The organism is uncultured Limosilactobacillus sp. (assembly GCF_934202235.1).
Taxonomy (GTDB): Bacteria; Bacillota; Bacilli; order Lactobacillales; family Lactobacillaceae; genus Limosilactobacillus.
In genome coordinates, this window is record NZ_CAKPXS010000025.1 from 1 (window position 1) to 24,456 (window position 24,456).

The 24,456-nt window shown below is 49.7% G+C and carries 17 protein-coding genes and 2 tRNA genes; 5 read left to right on the forward strand and 14 right to left on the reverse strand.

All coding sequences use genetic code 11. The features are described from left to right. Positions 1-113: 113 nt before the first annotated feature. The 4 genes from addA to cls all read right to left on the reverse strand — a co-directional run bounded on the left by addA (position 114) and on the right by cls (position 10,790). Positions 114-3,947: a helicase-exonuclease AddAB subunit AddA gene (addA, locus tag Q0E49_RS04905; RefSeq protein ID WP_295746823.1), complete on the reverse strand. Its 3,834-nt coding sequence runs from the start codon at positions 3,945-3,947 to the stop codon at positions 114-116. Continuing rightward, positions 3,944-7,765 (reverse strand): PD-(D/E)XK nuclease family protein, encoded by a 3,822-nt coding sequence (locus tag Q0E49_RS04910; protein ID WP_295746824.1) that lies wholly within the window; start codon positions 7,763-7,765, stop codon positions 3,944-3,946. The genes addA and Q0E49_RS04910 overlap by 4 nt, the downstream gene beginning before the upstream one ends. A gap of 132 nt (positions 7,766-7,897) precedes the next feature. Beyond that, positions 7,898-9,214: a putrescine-ornithine antiporter gene (gene potE, locus Q0E49_RS04915; RefSeq protein ID WP_295746825.1), complete on the reverse strand. Its 1,317-nt coding sequence runs from the start codon at positions 9,212-9,214 to the stop codon at positions 7,898-7,900. 106 nt (positions 9,215-9,320) lie between these two features. Continuing rightward, the gene (gene cls, locus Q0E49_RS04920) at positions 9,321-10,790 is read right to left on the reverse strand and encodes a cardiolipin synthase (RefSeq protein WP_295746826.1); all 1,470 of its coding nucleotides are present in this window, start codon (positions 10,788-10,790) and stop codon (positions 9,321-9,323) included. A gap of 111 nt (positions 10,791-10,901) precedes the next feature. Between cls and Q0E49_RS04925 the strand changes: the two genes are divergently transcribed. Beyond that, positions 10,902-11,036, forward strand: coding sequence for a hypothetical protein (locus tag Q0E49_RS04925; protein WP_295746827.1), 135 nt, complete (start codon positions 10,902-10,904; stop codon positions 11,034-11,036). Positions 11,037-11,087: 51 nt separating this feature from the next. Here Q0E49_RS04925 and Q0E49_RS04930 read toward each other — a convergent pair whose 3' ends face one another. From Q0E49_RS04930 to pepI, 3 genes are all read right to left on the reverse strand, one after another. Continuing rightward, positions 11,088-13,229, reverse strand: a complete 2,142-nt coding sequence (locus tag Q0E49_RS04930; RefSeq protein WP_295746828.1) for an ATP-dependent Clp protease ATP-binding subunit — start codon at positions 13,227-13,229, stop codon at positions 11,088-11,090. A 90-nt stretch (positions 13,230-13,319) separates the two neighbouring features. Beyond that, a complete protein-coding gene (locus Q0E49_RS04935; RefSeq protein WP_295746829.1) occupies positions 13,320-13,553 on the reverse strand; it encodes a transcriptional regulator in 234 nt (77 codons plus the stop codon). Between the two features lie 147 nt (positions 13,554-13,700). Then, a complete protein-coding gene (gene pepI, locus Q0E49_RS04940; RefSeq protein WP_295746830.1) occupies positions 13,701-14,591 on the reverse strand; it encodes a proline iminopeptidase in 891 nt (296 codons plus the stop codon). 48 nt (positions 14,592-14,639) lie between these two features. Here pepI and Q0E49_RS04945 point away from each other — a divergent pair, with 48 nt between their 5' ends. Then, positions 14,640-15,284 carry a DNA-3-methyladenine glycosylase gene (locus Q0E49_RS04945; RefSeq protein ID WP_295746831.1) on the forward strand — a complete coding sequence of 215 codons (645 nt, stop codon included), beginning with the start codon at positions 14,640-14,642 and terminating at the stop codon, positions 15,282-15,284. On the opposite strand, the gene rlmH is transcribed toward Q0E49_RS04945, so the two are convergent. The 7 genes from rlmH to yycF form a co-directional block, all read right to left on the reverse strand. After that, a complete protein-coding gene (gene rlmH / locus Q0E49_RS04950; RefSeq protein WP_295746832.1) occupies positions 15,259-15,738 on the reverse strand; it encodes a 23S rRNA (pseudouridine(1915)-N(3))-methyltransferase RlmH in 480 nt (159 codons plus the stop codon). The two genes, Q0E49_RS04945 and rlmH, sit on opposite strands and share 26 nt — an antisense overlap. Positions 15,739-16,295: 557 nt before the next feature. Next, positions 16,296-17,567, reverse strand: a complete 1,272-nt coding sequence (locus Q0E49_RS04955; protein ID WP_295746833.1) for a trypsin-like peptidase domain-containing protein — start codon at positions 17,565-17,567, stop codon at positions 16,296-16,298. 84 nt (positions 17,568-17,651) lie between these two features. After that, on the reverse strand, positions 17,652-18,458 hold the full coding sequence (locus Q0E49_RS04960; protein WP_295746834.1) for an MBL fold metallo-hydrolase: 807 nt from the start codon (positions 18,456-18,458) through the stop codon (positions 17,652-17,654). Positions 18,459-18,469: 11 nt separating this feature from the next. Beyond that, positions 18,470-19,309: a two-component system regulatory protein YycI gene (locus Q0E49_RS04965; protein WP_295746835.1), complete on the reverse strand. Its 840-nt coding sequence runs from the start codon at positions 19,307-19,309 to the stop codon at positions 18,470-18,472. Between the two features lie 12 nt (positions 19,310-19,321). Further along, on the reverse strand, positions 19,322-20,620 hold the full coding sequence (gene yycH, locus Q0E49_RS04970) for a two-component system activity regulator YycH (protein WP_295746836.1): 1,299 nt from the start codon (positions 20,618-20,620) through the stop codon (positions 19,322-19,324). Beyond that, on the reverse strand, positions 20,598-22,478 hold the full coding sequence (walK, locus tag Q0E49_RS04975) for a cell wall metabolism sensor histidine kinase WalK (RefSeq protein WP_295746837.1): 1,881 nt from the start codon (positions 22,476-22,478) through the stop codon (positions 20,598-20,600). The genes yycH and walK overlap by 23 nt, the downstream gene beginning before the upstream one ends. A gap of 14 nt (positions 22,479-22,492) precedes the next feature. Then, positions 22,493-23,203 carry a response regulator YycF gene (gene yycF, locus Q0E49_RS04980; protein ID WP_295746838.1) on the reverse strand — a complete coding sequence of 237 codons (711 nt, stop codon included), beginning with the start codon at positions 23,201-23,203 and terminating at the stop codon, positions 22,493-22,495. Positions 23,204-23,406: 203 nt separating this feature from the next. On the opposite strand from yycF, the gene Q0E49_RS04985 reads away from it, so the two are divergent. The 3 genes from Q0E49_RS04985 (at position 23,407) to Q0E49_RS04995 (ending at position 24,456) form a co-directional block, all read left to right on the forward strand. Next, positions 23,407-23,479 (forward strand) — tRNA-Lys (locus tag Q0E49_RS04985). A gap of 102 nt (positions 23,480-23,581) precedes the next feature. Continuing rightward, a complete protein-coding gene (locus Q0E49_RS04990; protein ID WP_295746839.1) occupies positions 23,582-24,289 on the forward strand; it encodes a MerR family transcriptional regulator in 708 nt (235 codons plus the stop codon). A 95-nt stretch (positions 24,290-24,384) separates the two neighbouring features. Next, positions 24,385-24,456 (forward strand) — tRNA-Lys (locus Q0E49_RS04995).

Here is a 24,456-nt window from a genome sequence, read left to right on the forward strand (position 1 = left end):
TTTTGTATGCAAAAATCCCATTAATAGATTACCACTTGGATAATCCATCAACAGGATTTAGTGTAGAGCCCAAAAAACTGGGTTTCCTTGCGGAGGCCCAGTTTTTTTGTTACTTACTTCAGCAATGGGACCGGCAAAAGCATCCGGCTAGTCACCAAGTAAAGGTACTGGTGAGTGACCCGGACCGGCTGCCCATTAACCAGTTGTTCTCCGCTACCCGCCGTCATTTTATTCAGCGCGTCGGCGTAGAGGGTTAGCTGGCCGGCATAGTGGTCTAACATCCGTTGTTCAAATCGTTCCTGACTTTCACCGCGGCGGCGCAAGTCAGTCTTGTAGTCGAACAAGGTAATTCCGTCTTCTCGGTACTGCAGACCGTCAATAATCCCGTGAACCAGGATTGTCCCGTCTCCCGAAGAAAGTTCACTGTTGAGTTCAGCAGCCGGAATAATCATGCTAAACGGTTGCTCGCGGTGAACCGTTGACGGGTCGGCAAGCAGTGTTTGGCCAACCGCTGTTTGGTAGAAGGCCGCAATGCCCTCACGATCGATCGCCGCGGCCACTTCCTGGCTAGGGATGAGCCCCTGCTCGACGAGACGGTTAATTTCGTTGTCGACCGTCGCCACCGTCACTGGCGGCTCAAGTGGGAGCTTTTGGAAGACCAGGTGCGTCGCCGTTCCCACCAGTGTCCGTGGTGCTTTCTGGTGTGTTTTCTGGGCAAAACGCGGTGTCGATAACGTTTCAACATCTTGCCAGTTATCCTTCGCCTTCGACTTATCGAAAGTAATCTGCCCCATCTCCAGGTCGTCGGGGTCGGTGCTGACCATCCCCCGAATCAAGGACACGGACTGGAAGGCCGTCGCTACCGTTGCCGCCTGGTGACCGTACCGGAAACTCAGGACGTCATTTAACCATTGCCGTTCTTTATCCTTCAATGGCCGATCCTGCTGCTGGTCCTGGCTATCTGCTCCCACTACCGGCCGCAGTTTGGCCAGTTGATCATTGACCGTGGTCTGATCGTACTCATTAACCTCAAAGTCCGGCGCCTTCGCCAGCCGATGGACATCTGATGATAATTGCTGGTCAAACAAGCCATTGTCAAATGCTCCGTAACGAGTCAAGCCCATTAATATCCAGCTGAGGTAGGATGACGCATTCAGCCGAAGAGACAGTGGCAAGATCTGTCGCTGGACAGTTGCTGCGTCCTCAACCTGCCGCAGATACTGCTTTATCGTCCGCTGCTGGTGGTCATTGACCGAGCCGGTAATGATCAACCGCTGTTCCGCACGCGTCAAGGCCACGTACAGAATTCGGAGGTCTTCGGCCCGGGCAGCCAATTTGGCCTGGTCAGCAATCAGTTGCCGCTGCGGCAATTTGTAACGGACTTGAAACCCGCTGAGTAACTCATTAGCCGTCATTTGCTTCGTTGGCTGGTCATTGGCTACTGGGCGCTGGTCGACGACCGCAATCCCGATCCCGGCATCAGCATCAATCGTCACACTCGACGTCTGGTTTTTAAACTGGTGTCCCGTGTCTGCCAGAAAGACAACCGGGAATTCCAGTCCCTTGCTACCGTGGATGGTCATCACACTCACCGAATTGCCGGCAGCCTGCCGTGACGCCTGACCAATATCCTTATCATGCTTTTGCAGCTGGTGGATAAAGCGGACAAATTGGTAGACACCCTGGTAACCCCGTTGTTCGTAGTCATCGGCTCGCTGGTAGAGGGCGTGAAGGTTGGCTTGCCGTTGCTCACCACCAGGCATAGCCCCAGCGTAGTCGAGATAGCCGGTGTCCTGGTAAATTGTCCAAATCAGCTTCACCAGCGACTGACGTTGCGATAATTGCCGCCACTTAGACAAACTATCTAAGAAAGTCCGGACCTTGTCGTTAAGCTCAGCCACGTCAATTTCTGCTTGTTTGGCCGATAGTTCAATGTGCCGATTTTGGTTTAACCGGTAGTTAATCAGTGCCTGGTAGTAAGGGACGTTTCGGTTAACCAGCCGTAGATAGGCCATTTCTGGTTCGGTCATTCCCACCAGCGGTGAACGTAAGACGGCCACAAGGGGGATGTCCTGGTAGGGATTGTCTAACAGGCTGAGCAAGTCGAGCATTAAGCGAACTTCGGTGGAGGCAAAGAAGTTATTAACATCCTGCACCGTCACCGGAATATCTTCGAGCCCGAATTGCTCAACGATGGCATTATTAATCCCCTTCGTCCGCGACAAGATGGCAATATCCCGGTAGTCAATCGACCGCTGCTTACCAGTTTCTTGGTCAGCTAGCTTCCCATTGGCAACCAGCTGCTTAATCCGCATGGCAATCATCCTGACCTCACCGGTTATTTTATCGGCTTCGATTGCGTCCTGACTTGCTGGCTGATGATTAGCCGAATAAAGCATCATTTCTACCGGACAATCATCTGCTTTCTTATACCATTCGGCACCAAATTTCAGTTGGGCCGTCTGGTCATAGTCGACATCACCCAGTCGTTCATCCATTAACTGCTGGAACAGGCAGTTAATAAAGGACAAAATATTGGCGCGAGAACGGTAGTTGGTAGCTAGTGGGATACTAATTCCCCGTTCCGGGTTTGCCGCAAAGTCATGGTTCCGGTTACGAAAAATAGTCGGGTCGGCCTGCCGAAAACGGTAAATGGCCTGTTTAACATCCCCCACCATAAAGAGGTGGTTGTAGCCCGGGTTTTTTAGCCGGTTCAAGATGGCATCCTGCAGCTTGTTCGTATCCTGGTATTCATCGACCATGATCTCACGGTAACGAAAACGCAGTTCTTCCTGTGCCCGTCGCCCCTCTGGGCTGTCGACCGTTAAAATCTGGTAAGCAAAGTGCTCCAGGTCGGCAAAGTCTAGCAGGTGGCGGTCCCGTTTAATCTCCTGGTAGCGGTCACTGAACTTTTTAACAACTTCTGCTAGCTTCCCGACGAGCCGCGCGGCAATGGCCGAGAAGTGGCCAACCTGTTTGCGGCTCAGGGCAAAATAGTCATTCCACCGTTGGACCTGTTTCTTCACCTCGTCCCGCTGCGGCTTGAGTTGCTCATAGCGTTTTCGCTTGTCTGACCCCTTCTTCAGCCCCTTCGTCCTGGCCCGGGGGAAGGAGTGAGCCAACAATTCCTTGATTGTCTCCCACTGTCCTTCTTGAACGGCTGCTTGAATGTTTTCCAAGTTTTGCTGGTCATTAGCCAGCTGGTCGGCAAAAGCCCCCAGCTGGTCTTCTTCCGCCTGCTGAGCCAGGTCACCCATTACCTTCACGGCAGTAGTCAATTCCTGAAGCATCGCCGGTTTCAGCTGGCTTTGAAAGAACGACCAGCTATCAGCATCGTCGCCGGCAAGTTGGTAATTATCTGCTAGTGATGCCAACCACTGCCGCGGGTCAGGCTTTGCCAGCGCCTCGTCATAGAGGTCGTGAACCACGTCATACAGCTGGTCGTCACTGCGGTCACCGGCAAAATTAGCTACCAAGCGGTCAAAGTAACGCTGGTCGGCGTCTTTTTCCGCTTCGTCTTGAATGTATTCTTGTTCGCGAACATCATCCCAGGCCTGATTTTGCAACAGCGTTTTTTCTGTTTCATCACTCATCAGGCGGTACTGGGGGTCAAGGTTGATCACGTAGTAATAACGGTGAATAATTTCCTGGCAAAAGGCGTCAATCGTACTGATATCCGCCATTGCCACCCGCTCAGCCTGACTTTGCAACCGGCTATTCTGACTGTTAACCAGGGCCCGCTGAATCTTGACCCGCATATTCTTGGCAGCATCCTTGGTGAAGGTCATCAGCAGGAAGTTATCAATATCAAGACTGGGATCCTCGTCCAACAACCGCAGGACCCGTTCAACAAGGACCGTGGTCTTACCCGAACCGGCGGAAGCGGGTACTAAGATATCCTGGTCACGCGTGGTAATGACCTTTTGTTGTTGCTCGTTATAGCTCATTTCTCGTCTTCCCCCTTGAGCTGGTTTCTGAGTTGCTCCTTGTCTGTTTCCAGTGACCTGTAAAGGCGTTGGTCAAGGACGTTATCAAAGCGGAAAATATCTGCGTAGGCCGAGTGGTCAAGACCCGTTTCCTGTTTGCCCCCACTGATTTTGCGGTACGGCTGAAGTGCCACGTTGCCGTCCAAAATCTGCCCTGCTGCGTCCACTAATAACTGTTTGTTGATGGCCAATAAGCGTTCAAATTCGGCAGGTGACGCCAAGATTGACCCACTCAGTTCCCGGGCACCTTTTTTTGTCACGGCAAACCCAAAAAAGTTGTAATTACCGTGAAGACGTTCAACCACTTCCTCCTGGTTGTCAGTTATCCCGTGGAACTGATAATTTTTGGCATTAGCTAATTCACTGGTCTTAAACGGATAATCAAACCGGACCCGGTGGAGGTGCAAGTAGTTTGCCCCTACAATTTGCGGATGAACTGCCTGGGGATCTAACTTTGTCAACTGCCCCTTCAGCGCGTTAAGGTAGGCCAAGATTTGCAGGTCAATCCCGCCTAGCGCATTAGCAAGGTCAAAGGGGTGGTTTCCTGACTTATAGTCGACGACCATAAACTGGTCGCGGCTTGCCGGCTGACCACTAAGATGGGCCAGCTTATCAATCCGGTCAATCCGCCCCCGGACGACCAGTTTCCGGTCCAGATGAGTATTTTCGACCACCAGCGGTGATAATGGTTCGTCAAGCGGCTGGAGGCCCACTGTCGCATCTTCATCCCGTTCAACCCCAGAACCAAATGGCTGTTCCGTCACAAAGGGGATGGCCGCCATATTGCTAGCTTGCATCTTGAGTACCTGGGCCATCGTCGCCACGACTCCTTCCATTTGTTTCAGCTGGAAGCGGAAACGGGCATAACGTTCGGCATAACGTTTCAAGTCGGGTTGCTGGTCAATCGCAAATGATGAAGATTTCCTTGCCAGGGCGGCCAGCTCAGCATCATCCAGGACCGTCAAGTCCTTATCCGGCACTAGGTGCAGCAGTTCCGCCAAACCATCGTGGAAGAACGTCCCGGTGTTGCTAGGTTTGATTTCCAACTGGTCGCGCTCTTTCAACCCTAAGCCGTACTGTAAAAAGTACTGGTAAGGGTTGCGGTAGTAAGTCTGCAAACCTGAAATTGAGGAACGTAAGATCCGCGTTTTCGGCGAATTTTGGTCCGCCACTGTGTACAAGGCGGTTGCTAGCGCCGGTGCTAGTTTAGTTGTCTGGTTACGGTAGTAGAGCCCTGAACGCAAGTGGTTTAATTCCTCGGCCCACTGAGTGTCAGTTTCCTGGTTACTCAGGGCGCCATAAACTTCGGACCAGGCAGTCCCCAGCAAGTTCCGCTCCTCACCCTCGCTCTGCCGTTCACGGCGCTGAGCAACGGTCTGCTGATTTTCCTTGGCCTGTCGCAAAACCCGCAGGAGCGGACCAACGGTCGATTGAACCGTCCCCACTAAGGCCCACACCTGCTTGAAGGAAGCGTGACTGTCCGGTAACAGTGGTTGCTGGTCAGCCAACTGGTTATTGACCTCATCCCACATCCCAAAATGCTTCGCCACCACTACCATATATGGCGACATTGAAAGACCGTTGCTGTCATCAGCACTATCAATGAGGGGCGCAGACAAAATCAATTTCTCCGTTCCCATCATCATTGAGAGGTAGGCCAAGAACGGCTCATTTTTCATCCGCGAGGAGGCACTGGCAGGCAAGTAACAGTCGTGACCGACCTGCTCATTGATCCGTTCGATTTCGGCATCGTTAAGTAAACCACTAGACTTCTTTGTTTCCGGCATAACATCGTCGGTCGCACCAATCACAAAGACAACCTTCCGGTGGTTATCCTGGACAATTCCGCTTTCCGAAATGAGAACCCGGTCTAAGGTGGACGGAATTTGTGAATAGGTAGCAGCCTGCATCCCATTATTTAAAACATCACTAAATTCCTGAGGGGTCAGCTTAGTTTCATCCCCCAGTAAGTCAACAAACTGGTCAAGGAGGCTGCATAGTTCTTGCCATACCTGCTGTGATTGGCGGGCACCTGCTAAGTCATGGCCAGCCATTTGCCGAGCCCACCGTTGCAGTTGGGTAGTGACACCAGCTTGCGTGGTCAAAAACTCGTACAGCAATGTTGCGTACTGCCGTCCCGTAATCGGTTGTGGCTGTTGGCTACCGTTTGATCGTGACCCAGAAAGGTGGTTGACGATTGGTACCAGAACTTGCTGAACATAGTTCTTCACCCGGTTAATCGCCGCCGTTTGCCGGTCAAGCATCCGCTGATAAGCAGCGGACGCCACCCGCTCACCGCTAAAGTTGGCCTGCCACTTCTTCTCACTGAGCCAATCACTTTCGTTAATCCCGTACTTCAAGCACCAGTTTTCGGTCACAAAGATATCATCCATGAACCGTGCAGCCAGCTTGTTTTGGACCCTCGCGACAGCTTTTTGCCGTTCTTTACCAGTCAAACCACCGTCAACGTTATCCGGCGAAAGCGTTTCTCCATTATCCAGGGTCATTTTTGAAGGAACCAACAGGCCTGTTTTGAGGATTGACATTACCGTTTCGGTCTGAAAACCAACCTTAACTAACTGGAAAAGTTGGTGGATGAGGATGACCAAGGGGTGGTTGACCATTTGTTTTTCGTGGTCGTTAAAAACCGGAACATCCTGCTGAGCAAAGAGCGGTTCAATGACATTCGCGTAGTTCGCCAGATGACGGGTGAGAACCAGGATGTCACGGTAACGGTACTCACCACTCGCCACCAGTTGCCGGATCTTAGTAACCACTTTTTTTAATTCTGATTGCCGGTCCGCTGCCGTGAAACATTCGATGGTCTTAGACTCTTTCTGCTTAACGGATTCGATTGCCGTGTAACGGGACGCTGCCATCATTGCGCGTTCAACTTTCCGCAGGTCGTCGTTGACTCGCGGTTGGGTTGCCCGTAAGTCTGCCCGGACTTCTACCCGGTCATCCTGCGCGGCAAACCGCCATAACCGTGCGTATTGCCGTCCAGCAGTGTAAAAAAGACCGCTTTCCGCCGGCAAGTTTTGCCGCCGGTACGCCCGGTCGAGGATCAGCGAAACTGTCGTGCTAGCACCGTTCACGATCATCGCCTTCACCACGGCTAATTCTGCGGCGGTAAACTGGGTAAAGCGGTCAAAATAAAAGTGGCAATCTGTAAAGTCGTGCCGGTCAAGTTCGTCAATCAGCTGCTGGTATTCGTCAGCAATAGAAGAGTACTGCTGGGTCTCCTGCCCGTACCACTGCTCAACATCAGCCAAGATCCGGAGCCGTTCGACCCAGCTCTGCCCCTGCTGGTTTTCCGGTGCCCGATCAGCAATTTTTCGGAGGTCATCAGGAGTGATTTGGGACGACAATAGCTGGCTGACCTGACTCGTTAGATGGGCAATAAACCCACCATGGTCCACCTCACTGGCGTACATCCCCATTTCCGCTTGGTGCTGCTTAGCAATACTAGTCATCAGCATATTAGCGCCGACGGTAGACAGCGATTGCGTTTGATAGGTTCCTGTATCCCGTAATAAATACCAGGCCAGTCGACTTAAGGAGAGGACCTGCACCTGGGATTGAGCGTAAGTTCCGGTCACTCCCTGCTGTTTTTGAAGATCCTCGAGGACACTCACCTCACTGGCAAATTTGATGTGATTTGGCACAATGTAGAAAAAACGGTCATGTGGCCGCTCAGCAATCTCTTCTGCTAAGCGGTTAACTAATATTTGCTGGTGGTCCACCGCAGCGGTCCCCAGGACAAAATTTAAAGTACCCATGATGTCCTCCTCGTATTATTGCAATTAGTTGTTATTTTACCATGTTACTTAACAACCCACGCCAACTAAAAAACTCGTTAGTCCTTCACAGACTGACGAGTAGATGATTTAAATTGTTTCACATGAAACACCCTATGGACGAATGTCATGTTCAAGGTCAAAGTTATATGAAATTAGTCCGTAGATCAGCCATCCAACAAAGATGACAACCATTCCCCAGAAGATGGTCGACATCCCGCACTGGGTGATGGTGTAGATAGTGTAGAGCTGGGTAAAGATCATTACCACGATGTTAATTCCCCGTGTCCGCTTATTCGTTATGCGGGCCCGCCGCTGCATAACGTCCAGCGAGGCCATCGATAAGAGGTAAGGGATGCAGTTCGTAAAGACGGAGATATTAACAATTTCCAGATACTGTTTTTCCAAACTCGGGCTCGCCGTTTGAATTGCCAAAAAAGTTTGGATTACCGTTAAGATTAACAACCCGGGCACAGCAACATCGCGGCGGTTGACGTAGGAGAAAATTTTCGGGAAGTAACCCTTTTCCGACGAAGAACGGAAAACTTCCGCCAAGGTAAACTGCCAAGTGACCAGGGAACCAAAACAGGCCATCACCATGACCACCATCACGATCCGGCCCACGACCGGGGTAAAGAGCGTCGCAAAAACAAGGCCGAATGGCGAATCCGTCTTAACCAATGTCGATGCCGGTAAAATTCCCTGGACAACAACACTCGACATAACGTAGAACACGGCCACAATCCCGGTTCCCAGGGTTACCGCAATCGGCACGTTTTTCCGCGGGTTATCAACCTTCCCCATGTTCGCACAAGCAGATTCCAACCCGAGAAAGGCCCAGAGAGTAATGGCCACGGACTTGTTCATCCCCGTCATCAATGAATAGTGATGAGGGTTCCATGAACCGATGTAAACGGACGGTCGGAACCAGTGCCAGCCAAAGGTAATCAAGAACAGCAACGGTAAGATGACTCCCAACGCTGCCAGAGTGGAAATATGAACAGTCAACCGTTCATCAATAATATTAAGGAAAGAGGCTAACCATAAGGTGGCGGTAGTGACTAAAGCCATCCCCATCGAGTCCAATTTCCAACCCATAAAGCCCGCAAAATAACCGGTACAAGACACCGCCAGGGCCACATCAGAAATCAGTTCGGAAATAGCGTAGGTATAATCGGCAAGAAAAGCACCCGCCCGACCAAAGACGTACTCTGCATAACCGCCCATCCCGTCGTTTCGTTCACTATATGAACCAGCACGGGCAAAGCCAAAAGCAAGCATCACTGCCCCGCAGGTCGTGATGGCCCAGGCCATGATCGAGAGGTTACCAACAGTCGCTAGGTTCGACGGAAGCAGAATCGTTCCGGAACCCATCATATTGACAATAGTGATGCGCGTTAACGCCCAAACACTAATTTTCTTTTGCTGCATGACATCATAACACTCCTTCTACATTTAATTAAAAGACCCTTTTGATGAGATGTAAAGCGTTTTCTGAGAGTCAAACGGGCTTGATTAATCGATTAATAAATTAAAGTTACAGAATTGGTGAGAACAGCCGCGAAAACCGTTGCTTAAATTTCAACCAGCGTGGCTGTTGGGTAAACATCGCCGGCGTGATAACGTGACAGTTACGAATATCGTCAACAAAGATCTTTTCCAAGTGGTCAACCAGCCAGTGATCGTAAATGAAACAGTTAATTTCGAAGTTGAGCTTGAAGCTCCGAAAGTCCATGTTAGCCGACCCGACCGAGCCCATCTTGCCATCGATTACCATTGTCTTGGCATGGATAAAACCATTCATGTAGTAATAGATGGTGACCCCTTCATCGGCCAGGTAATTAGCATAGTACTGGGTAGCCCGGTACACAAAGGGATGGTCAGGCTTGCACGGTACCATGATCCGGACATCAATGCCCGAATGCGCCGCGATTTTGAGGGCATCCAGGACACTGTCGTCCGGAATCAGGTAGGGCGTTTGAATCCAAATGTGGTCCTGGGCGGCGTTAATCAACCGTAAGTACCCCAGCTTGATCTGCTGGAGACGGGAATCGGGACCACTAGAAACCACTTGCAAGGCCGTATGACCCTCGGCAGCAGGAACGTCAATCTCGGGGAAGTATGGTTTGTAGTGTTCAATCCGTTCATTGCGGGTGCTGGCAGAAGCGTTCCAGTCACGGACAAACCGCTGCTGCAGTGAGTAAACCGCACCGCCGACAATTCGCAGGTGGGTATCTCGCCAGTAGCCAAACTTCGCGACCCTTCCCAGGTACTGGTCACCCACGTTAAAGCCGCCAACATAGCCCAGCTGGCCATCAATCACTACAATCTTCCGGTGGTCACGGTAATTTAGCCGAAAGTCAAAGAGGTTGCTCTTCGTCGTCAAGAACGGCTCTGCCTGGCCCCCATTTTCCCGCAGGTGGTCGTAGAAGCTTGGCTTAACGCCCATCGACCCCCACGAATCGTAAAGGACCCGGACCTCGACCCCCTCAGCCGCTTTTTGCTCCAGGATCGTTCGCAATTGGTTCCCGATCCGGTCATTATAAATCGTGTAGAATTCGATATGAATGCTGTGTTTGGCCGCCGCAATATCGTCCAGCATCTTCTTAAACAACTGGTGCCCGTCGGTAAAAACATCGACGTGATTGTGCTGAGTAACGAAGGAATCATCGATACTTTGGAAGAGCATGATCGTCCGCCGGTAAACCCGCATCGTGTTCTCTTCCGGCCGCCGCATCCGCTGAAACCTTTTTTTCTGGGCGTCCAGGGCCTCGCTTAACTCTAACTGGGTTTCTGTCTTGATCCGCCCCATCTTCTTAGCCGGCAATTTTCGTCCTAAGAAGGCATAAATGATAAAGCCGGCGACCGGTAAGAAGGTCAGCACAAGCAGCCAGGCCCACGTTGCGGCAATGTCTCTTTTTTCCCGGAATACCGTAATGAAGGCAATTACCGTGTTAATGATGATAATTGCCAAAAGTATCCATTTAATAATGTCCCACGTCAGCATTGCCGAAGAGCCCCCTTTTTTCCACTCCCTGCTATTTTAACGCAATGCTTTTCAGTAACCAATAGTCAATCATTTCAGCTATAATATAAAAAATTACGAGGAGTTGAGGAAATGATCAATTTTCTACCACTGGGCATCGGCCAAGTCCGTTTATTCCATATGTTGTTCAACCGTAACCCGATTGCCGCAATCATTGTTTTAGTGGTAATCGTCCTCTTTGCCATTTATTACAATAATCATCGCTAACACAAAAAAGCCACCGGCGAAATTCGCCAGTGGCTTTCCTTTTTACTCAACTTACTGCTTAGCTGTAGCATCCTGATCGTCATCGGCAGGACGTTCACTAATAACTAGTTGACCGTCCTTCATCGTTGCCTGCAAGTGCTTGACGTCCAGGTGGTCAAGGTAGTAATCAGTGACCTTGTCCCTGATTTGTTGTTCAATCACCCGCCGTAATGGACGAGCACCCATCGCCTTGTCGTAACCCTTGTCAATCAGGTAGTCCTTGGCGTCTTCGGAAACGGTAACGTCCATTCCCTTCTTCGCCAGGGTCTTGTTGACGTTGGTTAACATCAGGTTGACGATCTTCTTCAGGTCGTCCTTAGTCAAACTGTGGAATTCAACAATCGCGTTGAAGCGGTTGAGGAATTCTGGCCGGAAGTATGGCGTCAACTTCTTGATCAAGTCAGTTTCATTTGCGCTGGCCTTCAAGTCGGCATCGTTACTGAAGCCGGCGTTGGAGGTGGCAATAATGATCGTGTTCTTGAAGTCAACGGTGTTTCCCTGACCATCAGTCAGACGCCCGTCATCAAGTACCTGCAGCAGCAGGGTAATTACTTGTGGGTCGGCCTTTTCAATTTCGTCAAGCAGGACAATGGAGTACGGGTGGCGACGAACCTTTTCAGTCAAGGTATTGCCGTTATCTTCGTAACCAACGTACCCGGCCGAAGCCCCGATCAGCTTGGAAACAGCTGTCCGGTCAGAGTATTCGGACATATCGAGACGGATGATGTCGTCTTCACTCCCGAACATATCCAAAGCCAGCTGCTTTGCCAGTTCCGTCTTCCCGACACCAGTCGGACCGACGAACAGGAAGCTGCCAATTGGCCGGTCGCCTTCATCAAAGCCGGCACGGTTACGCCGAATGGCCCGGGCAACAGCTTCGACGGCTTCGTCTTGGCCAATCACCTTGCCTTCCAGCCGCTTTGCCAGGCCCTTCAACCGTTCAATGTCGCTTGCGCCCATCTTGGAAACTGGAATCCCGGTCTGCCGTTCAACGGCCTGGGCGACGTCGTTTGGCGTTGCCGTGACCTTGTCGGCCGTCGAACTGTCCTTCAGTTCCTTCTTCAGGTCAGCGACCTGGTCCTTGGCCTTTTGGGCCGCCTGGTAGTCTTCCTTCTTGACGGCTTCTTGCTGCTGTTTTTCAGTCTTCTTGATTTCGGCCTCAATTTCCTTCGCATTCTTGACCGGGTGCTTAGAAGCGAGGTGAGCGGCCGTCATGTCGACCAGGTCGATTGCCTTGTCCGGCAAACTCCGCTGCGGCATGTACTGAACAGAGTAGTCAATTGCCGCCTTCAATACATCATCAGGCAGGACAACGTTGTGGTGCTTTTCGTACAGCTTCCGTAACCCCTGCAGAATCTTAAACGTGTCTTCTTTGCTTGGGGCGTTAACCGTTACCCGGTTGAACCGCCGCGACAACGCAGCATCCTTCATAATGGTATTACGGTATTCGTCCTGCGTCGTTGCCCCGATGATTGTGATTTCACCACGGGATAGTGCTGGCTTCAAAATATCAGCCATCCCCTTGGAACCACTGTTATCACCAGTGCTACCGGCTCCGAGAATTTGGTGGATTTCGTCGAAGAAGAGAATGACGTTCCCGCGCTTCTTAACTTCTTCGATCAGCTTCTGCATATTTTCTTCGAAGCTGCCCCGGTACTGGGTACCCGCTTCCAGACTGGAAATATCAATGCTGATAATCTGCTTATTTTTAATGGAAGCAGGGACATCACCACTGATAATCGCCTGTGCCAGACCTTCAACAACAGCAGTCTTCCCAACACCAGCATCACCAACCAGAACTGGGTTATTCTTCGTCCGCCGTGATAAAATCTCGGCAGTTTCCTGAATTTCCTTGTTCCGTCCGATCACCGGGTCGAGCTTGCCGTCCTTTGCTTCCTGCGTCAAGTTACGACCAAGTTTTTCCAAAATCCCCTGGGGCTTTTGGCCTTGTTTTCCAGCTGCGGCGGGCTGCTGAGCACCTGCACCAGGCAAACGGCCTGTCCGCCGATACTGTGCAAATTCTTCAGGCGTTACTTCACGACCATTAATTAGGTAACGACGGTTTTCTGAATTCATGCCGTTCATCCCGCCCATCAGCTGGTTGAACAGGTCATCCATGCCACCGTCAAATGGATCTACTGGATTTTGTGCCATAAGAACAGTCCCCCTTAATTTGATTTCATTTTCTAAACTGACTTAATGCAACACAACGGTGCCAAAAACTGACACCGCCGCATTCCACTATCATTCGTCGTCATCAATCAGGTAGTGCGTTTCTAGCTCCTTCAGCACTTCCCACATATGCAGATGCTGCGTCTGGGCCAGTGCGTCCAGGTCGCGTAAATTAAGCGGCGTTGCACTTGATTGATCCTTATTAAACGACTTATGCAAGGTGGTGTAACCATATCCGGACTGCTTAGAGACCTGATAAATGGTCAAGTGATTAGCACTCAAATAGCGCTTAATGTTAATCCGCATGATGTTCACTTCCCTTACGCTTTTAATTATAACACATTTTTGCTATAGCACAAGTGTCAACTAGCACAAATGTAAAATGTTTTGCTACTAAAAAAGCCGGTCACGCTAAAAGCTGACTGGCTGCTATTATTTAGTTAAAAATATTTCTTAGTCATGGTCCGCTAGCCAACGGTTGAGTAACCGCTGATACTTAGCTGGCTGCTCCGCAAAGACCATGTGTCGGGCCCCCGCAAATAATTCCCATTTAGCATTGGGCAAGGCATCTGCCATCGTTTTCGCTACCAGGGGGGTGCAAAGGTCGTCCGTCCCGTCGATTACCAAGGCGGGCGTTGTCACACTGGCCAACTGGCTAGTGTATTCATAGTCTCGCAGGTTACCCAGCGGAGTGTATTCATTTGGCCCCCACGCAGTCTGGTAAGCTACTTGACCACCCACCTTAGGCCGTCTTAACGGTTCGGGCGACTGCGCGGTTGGCTGAGCGCTAGCGTGGCGGACCATAAAGTGCTCGTTGGCCCGTTGGTAGGCCTCACCAGAATAGTTGCCACTTACCTCTGCCTGACGAATTGCTTCCTGGTCAGTCGGTGAAAGGTAAGAAATCCAGCGGTGTTGTTCGGCCGCCCATAGTTGTGCTGAGGAAAGGGTGCTGGATAAAATCAGGCTGCTAAGCCCCGTGGGATGGTAGTCACAGCAATAAATAATCGCTAGCATTCCGCCCCATGACTGCCCCAGAAGGTGGACCTGGTCCAAGTGCAAGTAATCCCGCAAGGCCGCTAGCTCAGCCACCCAGGTAGCGGCACAATAAAGTGCTGGCTGGTCATCGGGTTGCGATGACTTCCCGCACCCCAGCTGGTCATACATGACTAACTGGCGACCACTAGTTGCTGCCAAACCATCAAGTAATTCAAAGTAGTTATGGCTAGACCCCGGACCACCATGCAGCAGTAGCAGCGGCGGTAAGCTGCTGGGCTCACCGACAATCCGGTAGTAGGTTTTAAACTGACCAAAGGGCATCCACCCTTCCTCAACGCGAATACTCATGTTTGTTTCTCCTTTTTTCAACGCCTATACTAAGAGCGGAGGTGTATCATGGATCAATTCAACCGCTTTTTTTCTGGCCGGCCGACGACCACTATTGCTCAAGACTTGCTCGGCCACGAACTAGTTTATCAGGGCCCGCAGGGAACACTCAGCGGCATCATTGTCGAAACTGAAGCCTACCTCGGCATCGACGACTCCGCTTCCCATGCGTTTGGCAACCGCCACACCAACTACACAGCCTCACTGTATGGTAACCCCGGCGACCTCTACATTTACCAAATTCGTGGAATGGTCTGCTGTGACATTGTGGCTCAAGCAGCTGGTGAGCCCCAGGGAATCTTAATTCGTGGCCTGGAGCCGTGGCAGGGGGTGCAGCAAATGGCGACTAACCGTAAAACTACGGGGCCCAACGTCAGTAACGGGCCAGCCAAACTCATGGCAGCCCTTGGAATTAGTGATCGCCAGCTTGATGGGTTGGCCATGAGTGCCGCCCCGCTTCAAATCAACTTGACCGCGATCAAAACACCGTTAAAGGTGGATGCGGGCCCACGAATTGGTGTCAACCCTTCCGGAAAGGATGCCCAGCGACCACTCCGCTTTACAGTCCATGGCAATCCCTACGTTTCTCATACCAAACGGCGGGATGACCGTGCTGACCACGGCTGGACTACTTATGATAGGGCAACCCATTGATAATCGTCATTGCCCGGTAAACCTGTTCTGATAAGACCAGCCGCATCAGCTGGTGCGGCATGGTAAACCGTCCAAAAGAAACTGTCGCGTTGGCCCGTTTGAGAACCGCTGGCGACAAACCTAGTGATCCGCCAATCACAAAGGTAATATCGCTGTGTCCGTACACCGTCAGTTGGTTAATTTCTTTCGCAAATTCTTCTGAACTATATTCTTTGCCCTTAATTGCAAGAGCGTAAACATACTCCCGATCACTGATCTTGTTGAGGATTCGTTCACCCTCCTTGGCCATCACTTCATCCATCTCGGCCTGGCTCAGTGACTCGGGAGCTTTTTCGTCTTTTACTTCGACAATCTTAAACTTGCAAAAGCGGCTCAGCCGCTTTGCGTACTCCGCAATCCCGTTGCGAAAGTACTTTTCTTTGACTCGCCCAACACCAATAATTTTAATATTCATCTTAACCTCCACAAGTTTTCCACAGAGTTATCCACAGGAGACGAGACTTATCCACTTTTCCTTAATTGTTCGTTAAGGAACCACCTTTTTCTTTTCCTGTGGACAAGTCGACTTATCCACACTTTTTCACAGAAACAGCCGTTCGTCTTCGTAGCCGCCAAGCCGCGTCACACCGGGGTTTTCAGTTGATGACTAAAATAATCATCCACTTATCCACAGTTATCCACTGCAGCTGTGGATAAGTCGTCAGCTTCGCTAATCCGCATTCTAGCGCGCTTTTGCTAAAACAATAATCCACTAAAGTAATTTTCCACACAGTTATCCACAAGCGCTTCACAACGATCCACTTGCCTAGTGGATTGCATATTTGACAACTTAACCGAATAAGCGTTCTGGCGTGCTAGTTGTTTACTGAAACTTTACCACGAATGATCCCCGTAATTGTTCGTTAATTCAGGGATGGTTTTATTTTAACGCAGAACATCAACCAACAAAAATGGTCCCGGCAGAAACTTGCCGAGACCATTTTATTTATATGTTCGATCCTATCTGTTCATCTACTGTTGATTTTCAACACTCGCACTCGCCGTCTGCGTCAGCTTGATGGTTGACGTGTGTGGCTTCCCATCGCGGTAGTAGGTGACCTTCACATCCTGACCAACCTTGTAGCGGTAAAGAGCACTCTTGAGGTCCCCGGTGCTGTGAATCTTGCTATCGCCAAACTTAGTAATCACGTCGTACTTTTTCATCCCGGCGTTAGCCGCGTCGGAATCATCAGCAACGTTCATCACCACCACCCCGGTATTAACGGAGCTTGGTAACTTCAGAACGTTCTTTTGCGAATCACCAGTCACGTTACTGAGGTTGATCATACTGACACCTAGTGTTGGCCGCTGAACCTTGCCGTGCTTGATCAGCTGGTTGATTACCTGGACAACTTCATTGCTTGGAATGGCAAAGCCCATCCCTTCAACACTACTGCCCTCACCATTTGATGACAGCTTCATCGAATTAATCCCGATAACCTGCCCGGCCATGTTAATCAGTGGACCACCAGAGTTTCCGGAGTTAATTGCCGCGTCTGTCTGGATAACGTTAGTCGTCGTTGCGCTGCTGGAGTCAGCACTGGAATCGCCGCTAGAGACCTTCAGTGTCCGCTTCTTCGCCGAAATGATCCCCTTGGTGACGGTATTGGCATATTCGCTACCCATTGGCGACCCAATTGCTAAAACGTCCTGGCCGGCTGCAATGTCGTTAGAGTTCCCAAAGCTGGCCACCGACTTAATGTTCTTAGAACTGATCTTCAGAACTGCCAAGTCGGTCGTCGCGTCAGTCCCAACGATTGAAGCCTGCATCTTCTTCCCGTTACTGAGAATGACTTCCAGGGAATTAGAACCAGAGACAACGTGGTTATTAGTAACAACGTACGCTGAATCACCATCTTTTTTGTAAATAACCCCGGAACCTTCACTCGCCGTCTTTAACTTACCTGAGTTGGACTTGGTGGAGCTATCGGAGTCATCCCCGAAGACACTAAACAAACCGCTTGAGCTGTTCTGGACCCGCTGCTTATTGAGCACGCTGACCACTGAGTTTTTCACTGCGCCGTACGCGCGAGTCGACTGGTTACTCAGGTCAGCCTTGTTTTTATTGACAGACGTTCCGCCCGACTTATTTGACCCCTTTGGGACTGAGGTCACCGTATTTTGCTCATGATTTTGCCATGCATTAACGGCAAAGACACCAATCCCCCCGCCAATTAATCCGGCAAGTAGTCCGACCAGCACCACTTTTAACCAAAACTTGTGCTGGAATCCTTGATTATCCATGACCAATTCCTCCAATTAATTACTTTACGATATAACTAATTGTAAGTGGCAATTATGAAGTTTTAATGATTAAAAACCTATTATTTATACCGTTGTCAGTGGCGTCGCCGCTTCAGGTTCGGCATCTTTAAGCATAAAATCGTGGTCTACACCAAAATCATGTTGGGCCATCAAAGAGGCAACGGTCAGGTGAGCCAGCGAGCGGCAGTTGTTGTGCTGGCTCCGGTGCCCAAGGAGAATTTCGTTGGTTCGGTGCCCGACAACGCTCATTAAGGCGTTGGCCCCTTCCTCATTGGACAAGTGTCCATCGTCCCCGAGGATTCGCTGCTTAAGTGACCAGGTATACGGGCCTTCTTCCAGCATCCGGACGTCATGGTTACACTCCATTAAATAGGTATCAGCATCACGAATCGTTCCGGCAACGCGGTCCGAAACGTAACCTGTATCAGTCAAGACGCAAAAGGTCTGGTCATCATGGTGAACTTGATAAAATTGCGGCTCCGCGGCATCATGCGACACCGCAAAACTCTCAACCTGCAAGTCACCGAAATCCTTGACTTCTCCCGGTTCCAGAAGGTGTTTTTGCAGGGGATCAATCTTTCCCAGTCGCTTGCTCATTGCCGCCCAGGTACCCCGGTTCGCGTAAATGTCTAAACCGTACCGCCGTGCCAGAACACCCACGCCCTGACAGTGATCACTATGCTCATGGGTGACAAAGATAGCCTCAACATCTTTCAGCGACCGGCCAACACTGGCCAGCAGGTGTTCAACCTTCTTTCCACTTAAACCAGCATCAATCAGAATCCGGTGGTGAGGTGTTTCCAAGTAAGTCGAATTGCCAGTACTGCCACTGGCCAGCACGCTAAACTGAAATTTTTTATCACGCTGCATATCGTCCCACCTTAATTATTCTCCGTTGACGAACTGCTACTAGTCGATTGGCCACCGTTCTTCATCACCAGCCCAGTGAAGGCATTTACCTGACAGTGAATCTTCTTGCCCGTATTCTTGGCCTTGATGGACGCGGTCCACGTCGGAATGTACACGGCGTGATTGCCATTCGTTAACAGGCGGCTATAGCCAAAATCAACCCACTGAATCGTTGACCCGCTCGGGATTTCGTTGTGTTTATAAAGAGCGATAACCGCCTGCTTTTGGCTAATTGCTGTTTGCCGGGGGCGTAAAACCTCACCTGGTTTCAAAAAACTCTGGGTGTAGCCAACCACTTCGTGTCGGCCGTTCAACCGAAACCGGAGCAGTCCTGCAGGACCAAACAGCGGTTCGCCGGCCATTCTTTGCGTGTAAACAACCGTTTTACTAGTTGACAGGTGTGCATTGTACGTGTACTGACTTCCGTTAATGACCCACTTCGGATTTTGACAAAGTTTGTTCAGTTTCTTTTGCGGCTTTGCTTCGTCCACCCGGACTGGCTCATTAAAGCTGCTGGTAAAGTTACTCCCAACAACTCGTGGTGTTTGCCCCTTTAGCTGTCCCTGGCGAGACTGCAGCTCTCCGTTATCATCGGTCTTGGCAGCCGCAAGGTAGTATCCCATCCTGGTCTTACCTGAAAGCGAGCCCGTGGTAATTGAATCGTTCTTCATCTCTTTGAGAATAATTTGGCTAGTATTTTGCTGCTTGCCAATTGAAATAAACTTGGTGTTCATTAGCACAAATGATGCCAAGAAGATGTCCAGCAAGGCAAAGGCTGCTAAGAAAATCCACTGTATCTTTTTGAAGTTCATGGCAGACCCTCCTTACTTTAGCAATTCCTGGTAGTTAATCCAGTCACCTTGGTAGTCAACAAAGTACGTTGGCTTCAGGGTGACTGTCTTTTCATCGGCTTCCTGACTACTCCAATCGTAGCCTACCCGGATGCCGCTAATTTCCTTATACTTGCCACTTTGCCGCAATTCATTGACTACTGCCGATGTCGATGGCAGTTTAACTTTCTCGACGTTAGTTGGTACTGGTGTCTGCAGACTGTATAGGGAGTAGCGATACCGCTCCACCCCTTCGTAGTTTTCAGAAATCTTAACAGTCCCGTACCCACTCGGGCTGTAGACGGGGAATCCTTCAACGTAGGGAACATAGGTAATTGCCTGCTGTTTTTCGTTAAACTGGTCAAATCGCATTGAATCCATTACGACGCCCGTCTTCGTTAAACGCTGGTAAAGTGTGTTGTACAGTTGGGTAGTACTTAAATTATTATTTTTCCCCAGGTAGTTATCATAACTGACGATTTTGGAATCGTGGTTGTACGTCAACCGTTTGTTGGTTCCATTTTGGTAGACCGTCACGTTGCCCTTATTAGAAGTCGAAATATTATTACCGTTAGTATCATTCATCAAGTTATGCGTTACGTTGTCAATCTTTTGCGTTTCCACCCGGTAGGCGAAACACGGGAGGGTAATGCCACGCATATAGAAACTGTAAACTCGGTGGTCGATCACCCGCCGATCAACGTTGACCCGGTCACCACTCTTACTTGCCAGCAGCGACTTTATCTGCTGGTTGTGGTTTTGGGACAGGCGAACCCGATAAACCGCGAAGTTGCGGTCGTTTAGCAAGTAAGCCGTATTGCGGTTGTCTAACGGCAACACAATTCTCGTTACCCGGCCCATCCGCTTAGTGTTCAAGTCCTGGGAATAGACCTGGTTGAAGACGGCCGTTGGAACGGGAGAATAGTAGCTGAGCACCACCGTTTTTGGCATTCGTAACATATCGAGGTAGTGCTGCTGGTCATCGTGACTAACCCGTGTTGGGTTGCCAAAACGCCACTTACTAATAATATTGCGGCTCGTCAATACCAGGTTTTTCTTTTGGCCGTACAACATCTCAGCGCTACCATCACTGTTAACCCGGACGACTTCGGTTGGTAAGTAAATATCACCAATCGACTGCAGGTTAAACTGCTTGACGTTACCAGCATCACCACGGTTATGTGTGGCGTTGTTGTATGGTGCAACCCAGATAAAGAATGACAAAACGATACTGAAGATAACAACGATTGCTAAGAGCATTGATAACCAGCTATCCTTCAGTTTCCTGATCATCGTTCCATTCATCCCCTTCTTCATACGGAATATACGGTAGTGAGATATAGAATGTCGAGCCCTTGCCTTCGACACTGTCAACCCAGATGGAACCGCCCAGCATATTGACCACTTCTTTTGAAATAGCCAATCCCAAGCCGGTCCCACCCTGCTTTCTTGACCGGGCCTTGTCAACCCGGAAGAACCGGTCAAAGATATGACTCAAGTCCTTGCGAGGAATTCCCAGCCCCTGGTCACTAATACTCAAAATGACGTGACGGTGGGTTTCCACCAGCCGGGCAGTAATAACCCCGCCATCTGGTGAATACTTCACGGCATTGTTCATAATGTTGTCGATAACCTGAGTGAACTTATCGGCGTCAATCTCTACCCATAAATCCTTCTTCGCAATATGCCGGATGATGGTATAGCGTTTTTGAACCGTCCCATCATCTTCTTCTTTTTTGATAATCATGTCGAAACGGTCAAGGATGTAGTTGAAAAGTTCGTTAATATTGACGTACTCCAAGTCCAGCTTGGCCGTTCCTGAGTCCATTCGTGAAAGGTTCAGCAAGTCATTGATCATTCGGATCATCCGGTCAGTCTCATCCTGAACAACCTTCAGGAAGTGTGGAGCGACTTCCTGATCTTGCCAGACGCCGTCGGTCAGTGCCTCAACATAGCTCTTCACACTGGTTAGCGGTGTCCGCAGTTCGTGAGAAACGTTGGAAACGAATTCCTTACGTTCACGCTCCTCTTTTTGCTGACTGGTGACGTCGTGAAGGACACAAACCAGCCCACTGACGAAGCCAGACTCCCGCTGAATTGGTGAGAAGTAGGCATTTAAAATCAACCCGTCATTATTGTTCTGATCGCCCTTACTCATATCAATTAAGATGTGCTGCTGCTCGTCGACCAGCTGGCGGACACTATACTCGCTGCGGATGTTTAAAACATCGATGATTGATTGCCCAATCACGTCATCGTCATCATCGTAATTGAGCATCTGCAGAGCAGTCTGGTTAATAATTGTAATGTAGCCATTCCGGTTGGTGGCAATGACCCCGTCACTCATATGACCGAGGACGCTGTTTAGCCGCCGCCGCTCCGATTCGGAGGCTTCCTGGGATTCTTCCACTCGTACAGACAGGTTGTTAACGGCCCCTGCTAACTGACCTAATTCGTCATTGTCGGTGACCCGGACCTGACCAGAGAAATCTCCCCGGGCAATTCTCATAGTTTGCTGGCGCATTTCCTCAATGGGGGCGGTAATTTCCCGGGAAATAAGAATCGACAACCCAATTCCCAAGACAATTGCCAACAGCGCAGCCGAAACGTAGATCAGAGAAATATTGTTAACCGTCCGGTAGACCCCTTCAAGGTTAGCCCGCATATAAATGGCCCCGACCAGGTTATTACCATTAGTAGTAAAGAGGGGCACGACACTAACGTAGTAGCGGTTATTATTATCGTAAATGTTCTCCGTATGGGCACGACCATTTAAAAGGGTATTCTTGATCGCAGAGTCTTCGCTTCGCTGACCAACAATCCCCTGGTTATTTGCATTACTCGTCCCGCGAATTTCGGCCTTGGTATCCACGACCCGGATTTCACTAATATTGTTGTTGTTTACTTCCGACAAGATTTGTTGAATCCGGCGGTTGGCCTTATGAGTATTCGTGCGGTTCAACTGGGTGGCCAGTGAGTTGTTGACGTAAGAAGGGAGCGTAATCTGCTGTTTAAAATTGTTGAGGTTCTGTGTTTCCAGTTGACGCACAAAAACCGCCCCCACCAGTTCAAGCGTTAACAGGAGCATTAACGTCAAGACGAGGGCGATTTTAAAACGAATCGACTGGAAAAATTTAATTTTACTGTTCACAACTAATCAGTCCCCTAATCCTGATCAGGTTTTGCCAGGTAGTAGCCGACTCCCCGCCGGGTTACTAGCCACCGGGGATGGCTCGGGTTATCTTCAATTTTTTCCCGCAGGCGTCGAACTGTCACGTCGACTGTCCGGACGTCACCGTAGTAGTTGTAACCCCAAACTGTCTGCAGAAGGTTTTCGCGGTTGACAACCTGACCGAGGTGCTTGGCAAGATAAGACAGCAATTCAAATTCCCGGTGAGTCAGGTTGATGTTCTCACCACGCTTAGTGACGGTGTAGGCATCCGGGTGGATTGTCAATTCACCGACTTCGATATCCTTGTTGCCATTCTCATCAGCACTGGCCTTTAAGTTAACACTCTGCCGACGCAGGTTAGCCTTCACCCGTGCAACCAATTCACGGTTGGAAAACGGCTTGGTTACGTAATCGTCAGCGCCGAGCTCTAGTCCCAGAACCTTGTCTAATTCGGAGTCCTTTGCCGTCACCATGATAATCGGGGTGTGGTGTTTTGCCCGCACCCGCTTGGCGACTTCAAGACCGTCGATCTTTGGCAGCATCAAGTCCAGAATAATCAGGTCAGGCGATTCACTTTCGACCTTCTCAAGTGCCTCTTCACCGTCATAAGCAACGACAACCTCGTAGCCTTCCTTTTCCATATTGAACTTAATGATATCTGAAATTGGCTTTTCATCATCAACAACCAAAATCTTCTTAGCCATGTTCCAGTCCCTCCATTACTTGGGTTTTAATGGCACGCCATTAGACTTTCAGCGTTCTTAGTTAACGGGTCTATTATATCACAACCGTGAAATTGCTTTTCCATTCACCACTCCTCGCCAGTTGCTAATCATTTTGTCATTAATTGAAAAAAAAGGGTTGCTTTTCTCACAGTTAATTGATATTATATTGGGTGTTGAGTTATGGGCAGTTAGCTCAGCTGGCAGAGCAACGGACTCTTAATCCGTGGGTCCAGGGTTCGATCCCCTGACTGCCCATCAGAGGTTTACAGGCCACCATTTTGGTGGTCTTTTTTTTCTCCTTGATCGTGACCTAACGTCATTATGTATGATAACACTATCTACAAGGGAGGAATGCTTATGCTCACTAGTGGACAGTTAGCTAAACAATGTCATACTTCTATTCGGACGGTCCAATATTATGATCAAAAGGGCCTCCTTCATGCTAAACGGAGCCAAAGTAACCGTCGAGAGTACGATAAAAAAGACCTTTTACGTCTTCAGCAAATCATTACCTACCGTCAGCTAGGGTTTCAACTGAAGGATATTCAAATGCTAATGGAGAACAATCAAACCAGTCAGCCCCTCGCGGCGCTAATTGACAAACAAACGGCCTCGTTGCACCAGCAAATCCATCAACTTGAAGCGCAATTGGAAGGATTAAAGTATTTAAAAAAACAGCTTTACTCAACTCCTCACCTTTCCCGCCAATTACAAGAAAAGATTCGTTCTAATATGAAGATGACCAAACAGCTGCGTCATCTCAGGTTAAAAATGATTGGTTGGGGCTTAGTCATTGATTTGTTATTTTGGGGAAGCTTAATCTTCGTCATTAATCACGGGTCTTCTCCCTGGTGGCTTGTTTTGGGGTTCATTTTAACGCTCCTGATTTGCGGTGAACTGACCTCTTCCTATTACCAGCATTCAATCTATCTTTGTCCCCACTGTCGTTGCGAATTTGTGCCCCGTTTTAAAAACTGGGTCTTCGCCCCTCATACCCCTAATACCAGAAAACTAACGTGCCCAACTTGCCACCAAAGAAATTTCTGTGTGGAAGAATACCGGTAATAATTGGCTTTTTTAATAACTGTAAATATCTTTATAAAAAGGTCTTGCAAAAGCCAGCAAAAATTGATAACATATTTTGTGTTGTCAATAGATATGGGCAGTTAGCTCAGCTGGCAGAGCAACGGACTCTTAATCCGTGGGTCCAGGGTTCGATCCCCTGACTGCCC

What these genes read in the sequence shown, in the direction of transcription:
- Q0E49_RS04925 (WP_295746827.1), top strand. Translation starts at nt 10,902, where the DNA reads ATGATCAATTTTCTACCACTGGGCATCGGCCAAGTCCGTTTATTCCAT.
- yycF (WP_295746838.1), bottom strand. Translation starts at nt 23,203, where the DNA reads ATGGCTAAGAAGATTTTGGTTGTTGATGATGAAAAGCCAATTTCAGAT.
- Q0E49_RS04960 (WP_295746834.1), bottom strand. Translation starts at nt 18,458, where the DNA reads ATGCAGCGTGATAAAAAATTTCAGTTTAGCGTGCTGGCCAGTGGCAGT.
- Q0E49_RS04930 (WP_295746828.1), bottom strand. Translation starts at nt 13,229, where the DNA reads ATGGCACAAAATCCAGTAGATCCATTTGACGGTGGCATGGATGACCTG.
- addA (WP_295746823.1), bottom strand. Translation starts at nt 3,947, where the DNA reads ATGAGCTATAACGAGCAACAACAAAAGGTCATTACCACGCGTGACCAG.
- Q0E49_RS04965 (WP_295746835.1), bottom strand. Translation starts at nt 19,309, where the DNA reads ATGAACTTCAAAAAGATACAGTGGATTTTCTTAGCAGCCTTTGCCTTG.
- Q0E49_RS04910 (WP_295746824.1), bottom strand. Translation starts at nt 7,765, where the DNA reads ATGGGTACTTTAAATTTTGTCCTGGGGACCGCTGCGGTGGACCACCAG.
- Q0E49_RS04990 (WP_295746839.1), top strand. Translation starts at nt 23,582, where the DNA reads ATGCTCACTAGTGGACAGTTAGCTAAACAATGTCATACTTCTATTCGG.
- cls (WP_295746826.1), bottom strand. Translation starts at nt 10,790, where the DNA reads ATGCTGACGTGGGACATTATTAAATGGATACTTTTGGCAATTATCATC.
- Q0E49_RS04945 (WP_295746831.1), top strand. Translation starts at nt 14,640, where the DNA reads ATGGATCAATTCAACCGCTTTTTTTCTGGCCGGCCGACGACCACTATT.
- potE (WP_295746825.1), bottom strand. Translation starts at nt 9,214, where the DNA reads ATGCAGCAAAAGAAAATTAGTGTTTGGGCGTTAACGCGCATCACTATT.
- Q0E49_RS04935 (WP_295746829.1), bottom strand. Translation starts at nt 13,553, where the DNA reads ATGCGGATTAACATTAAGCGCTATTTGAGTGCTAATCACTTGACCATT.
- pepI (WP_295746830.1), bottom strand. Translation starts at nt 14,591, where the DNA reads ATGAGTATTCGCGTTGAGGAAGGGTGGATGCCCTTTGGTCAGTTTAAA.
- yycH (WP_295746836.1), bottom strand. Translation starts at nt 20,620, where the DNA reads ATGATCAGGAAACTGAAGGATAGCTGGTTATCAATGCTCTTAGCAATC.
- Q0E49_RS04955 (WP_295746833.1), bottom strand. Translation starts at nt 17,567, where the DNA reads ATGGATAATCAAGGATTCCAGCACAAGTTTTGGTTAAAAGTGGTGCTG.
- rlmH (WP_295746832.1), bottom strand. Translation starts at nt 15,738, where the DNA reads ATGAATATTAAAATTATTGGTGTTGGGCGAGTCAAAGAAAAGTACTTT.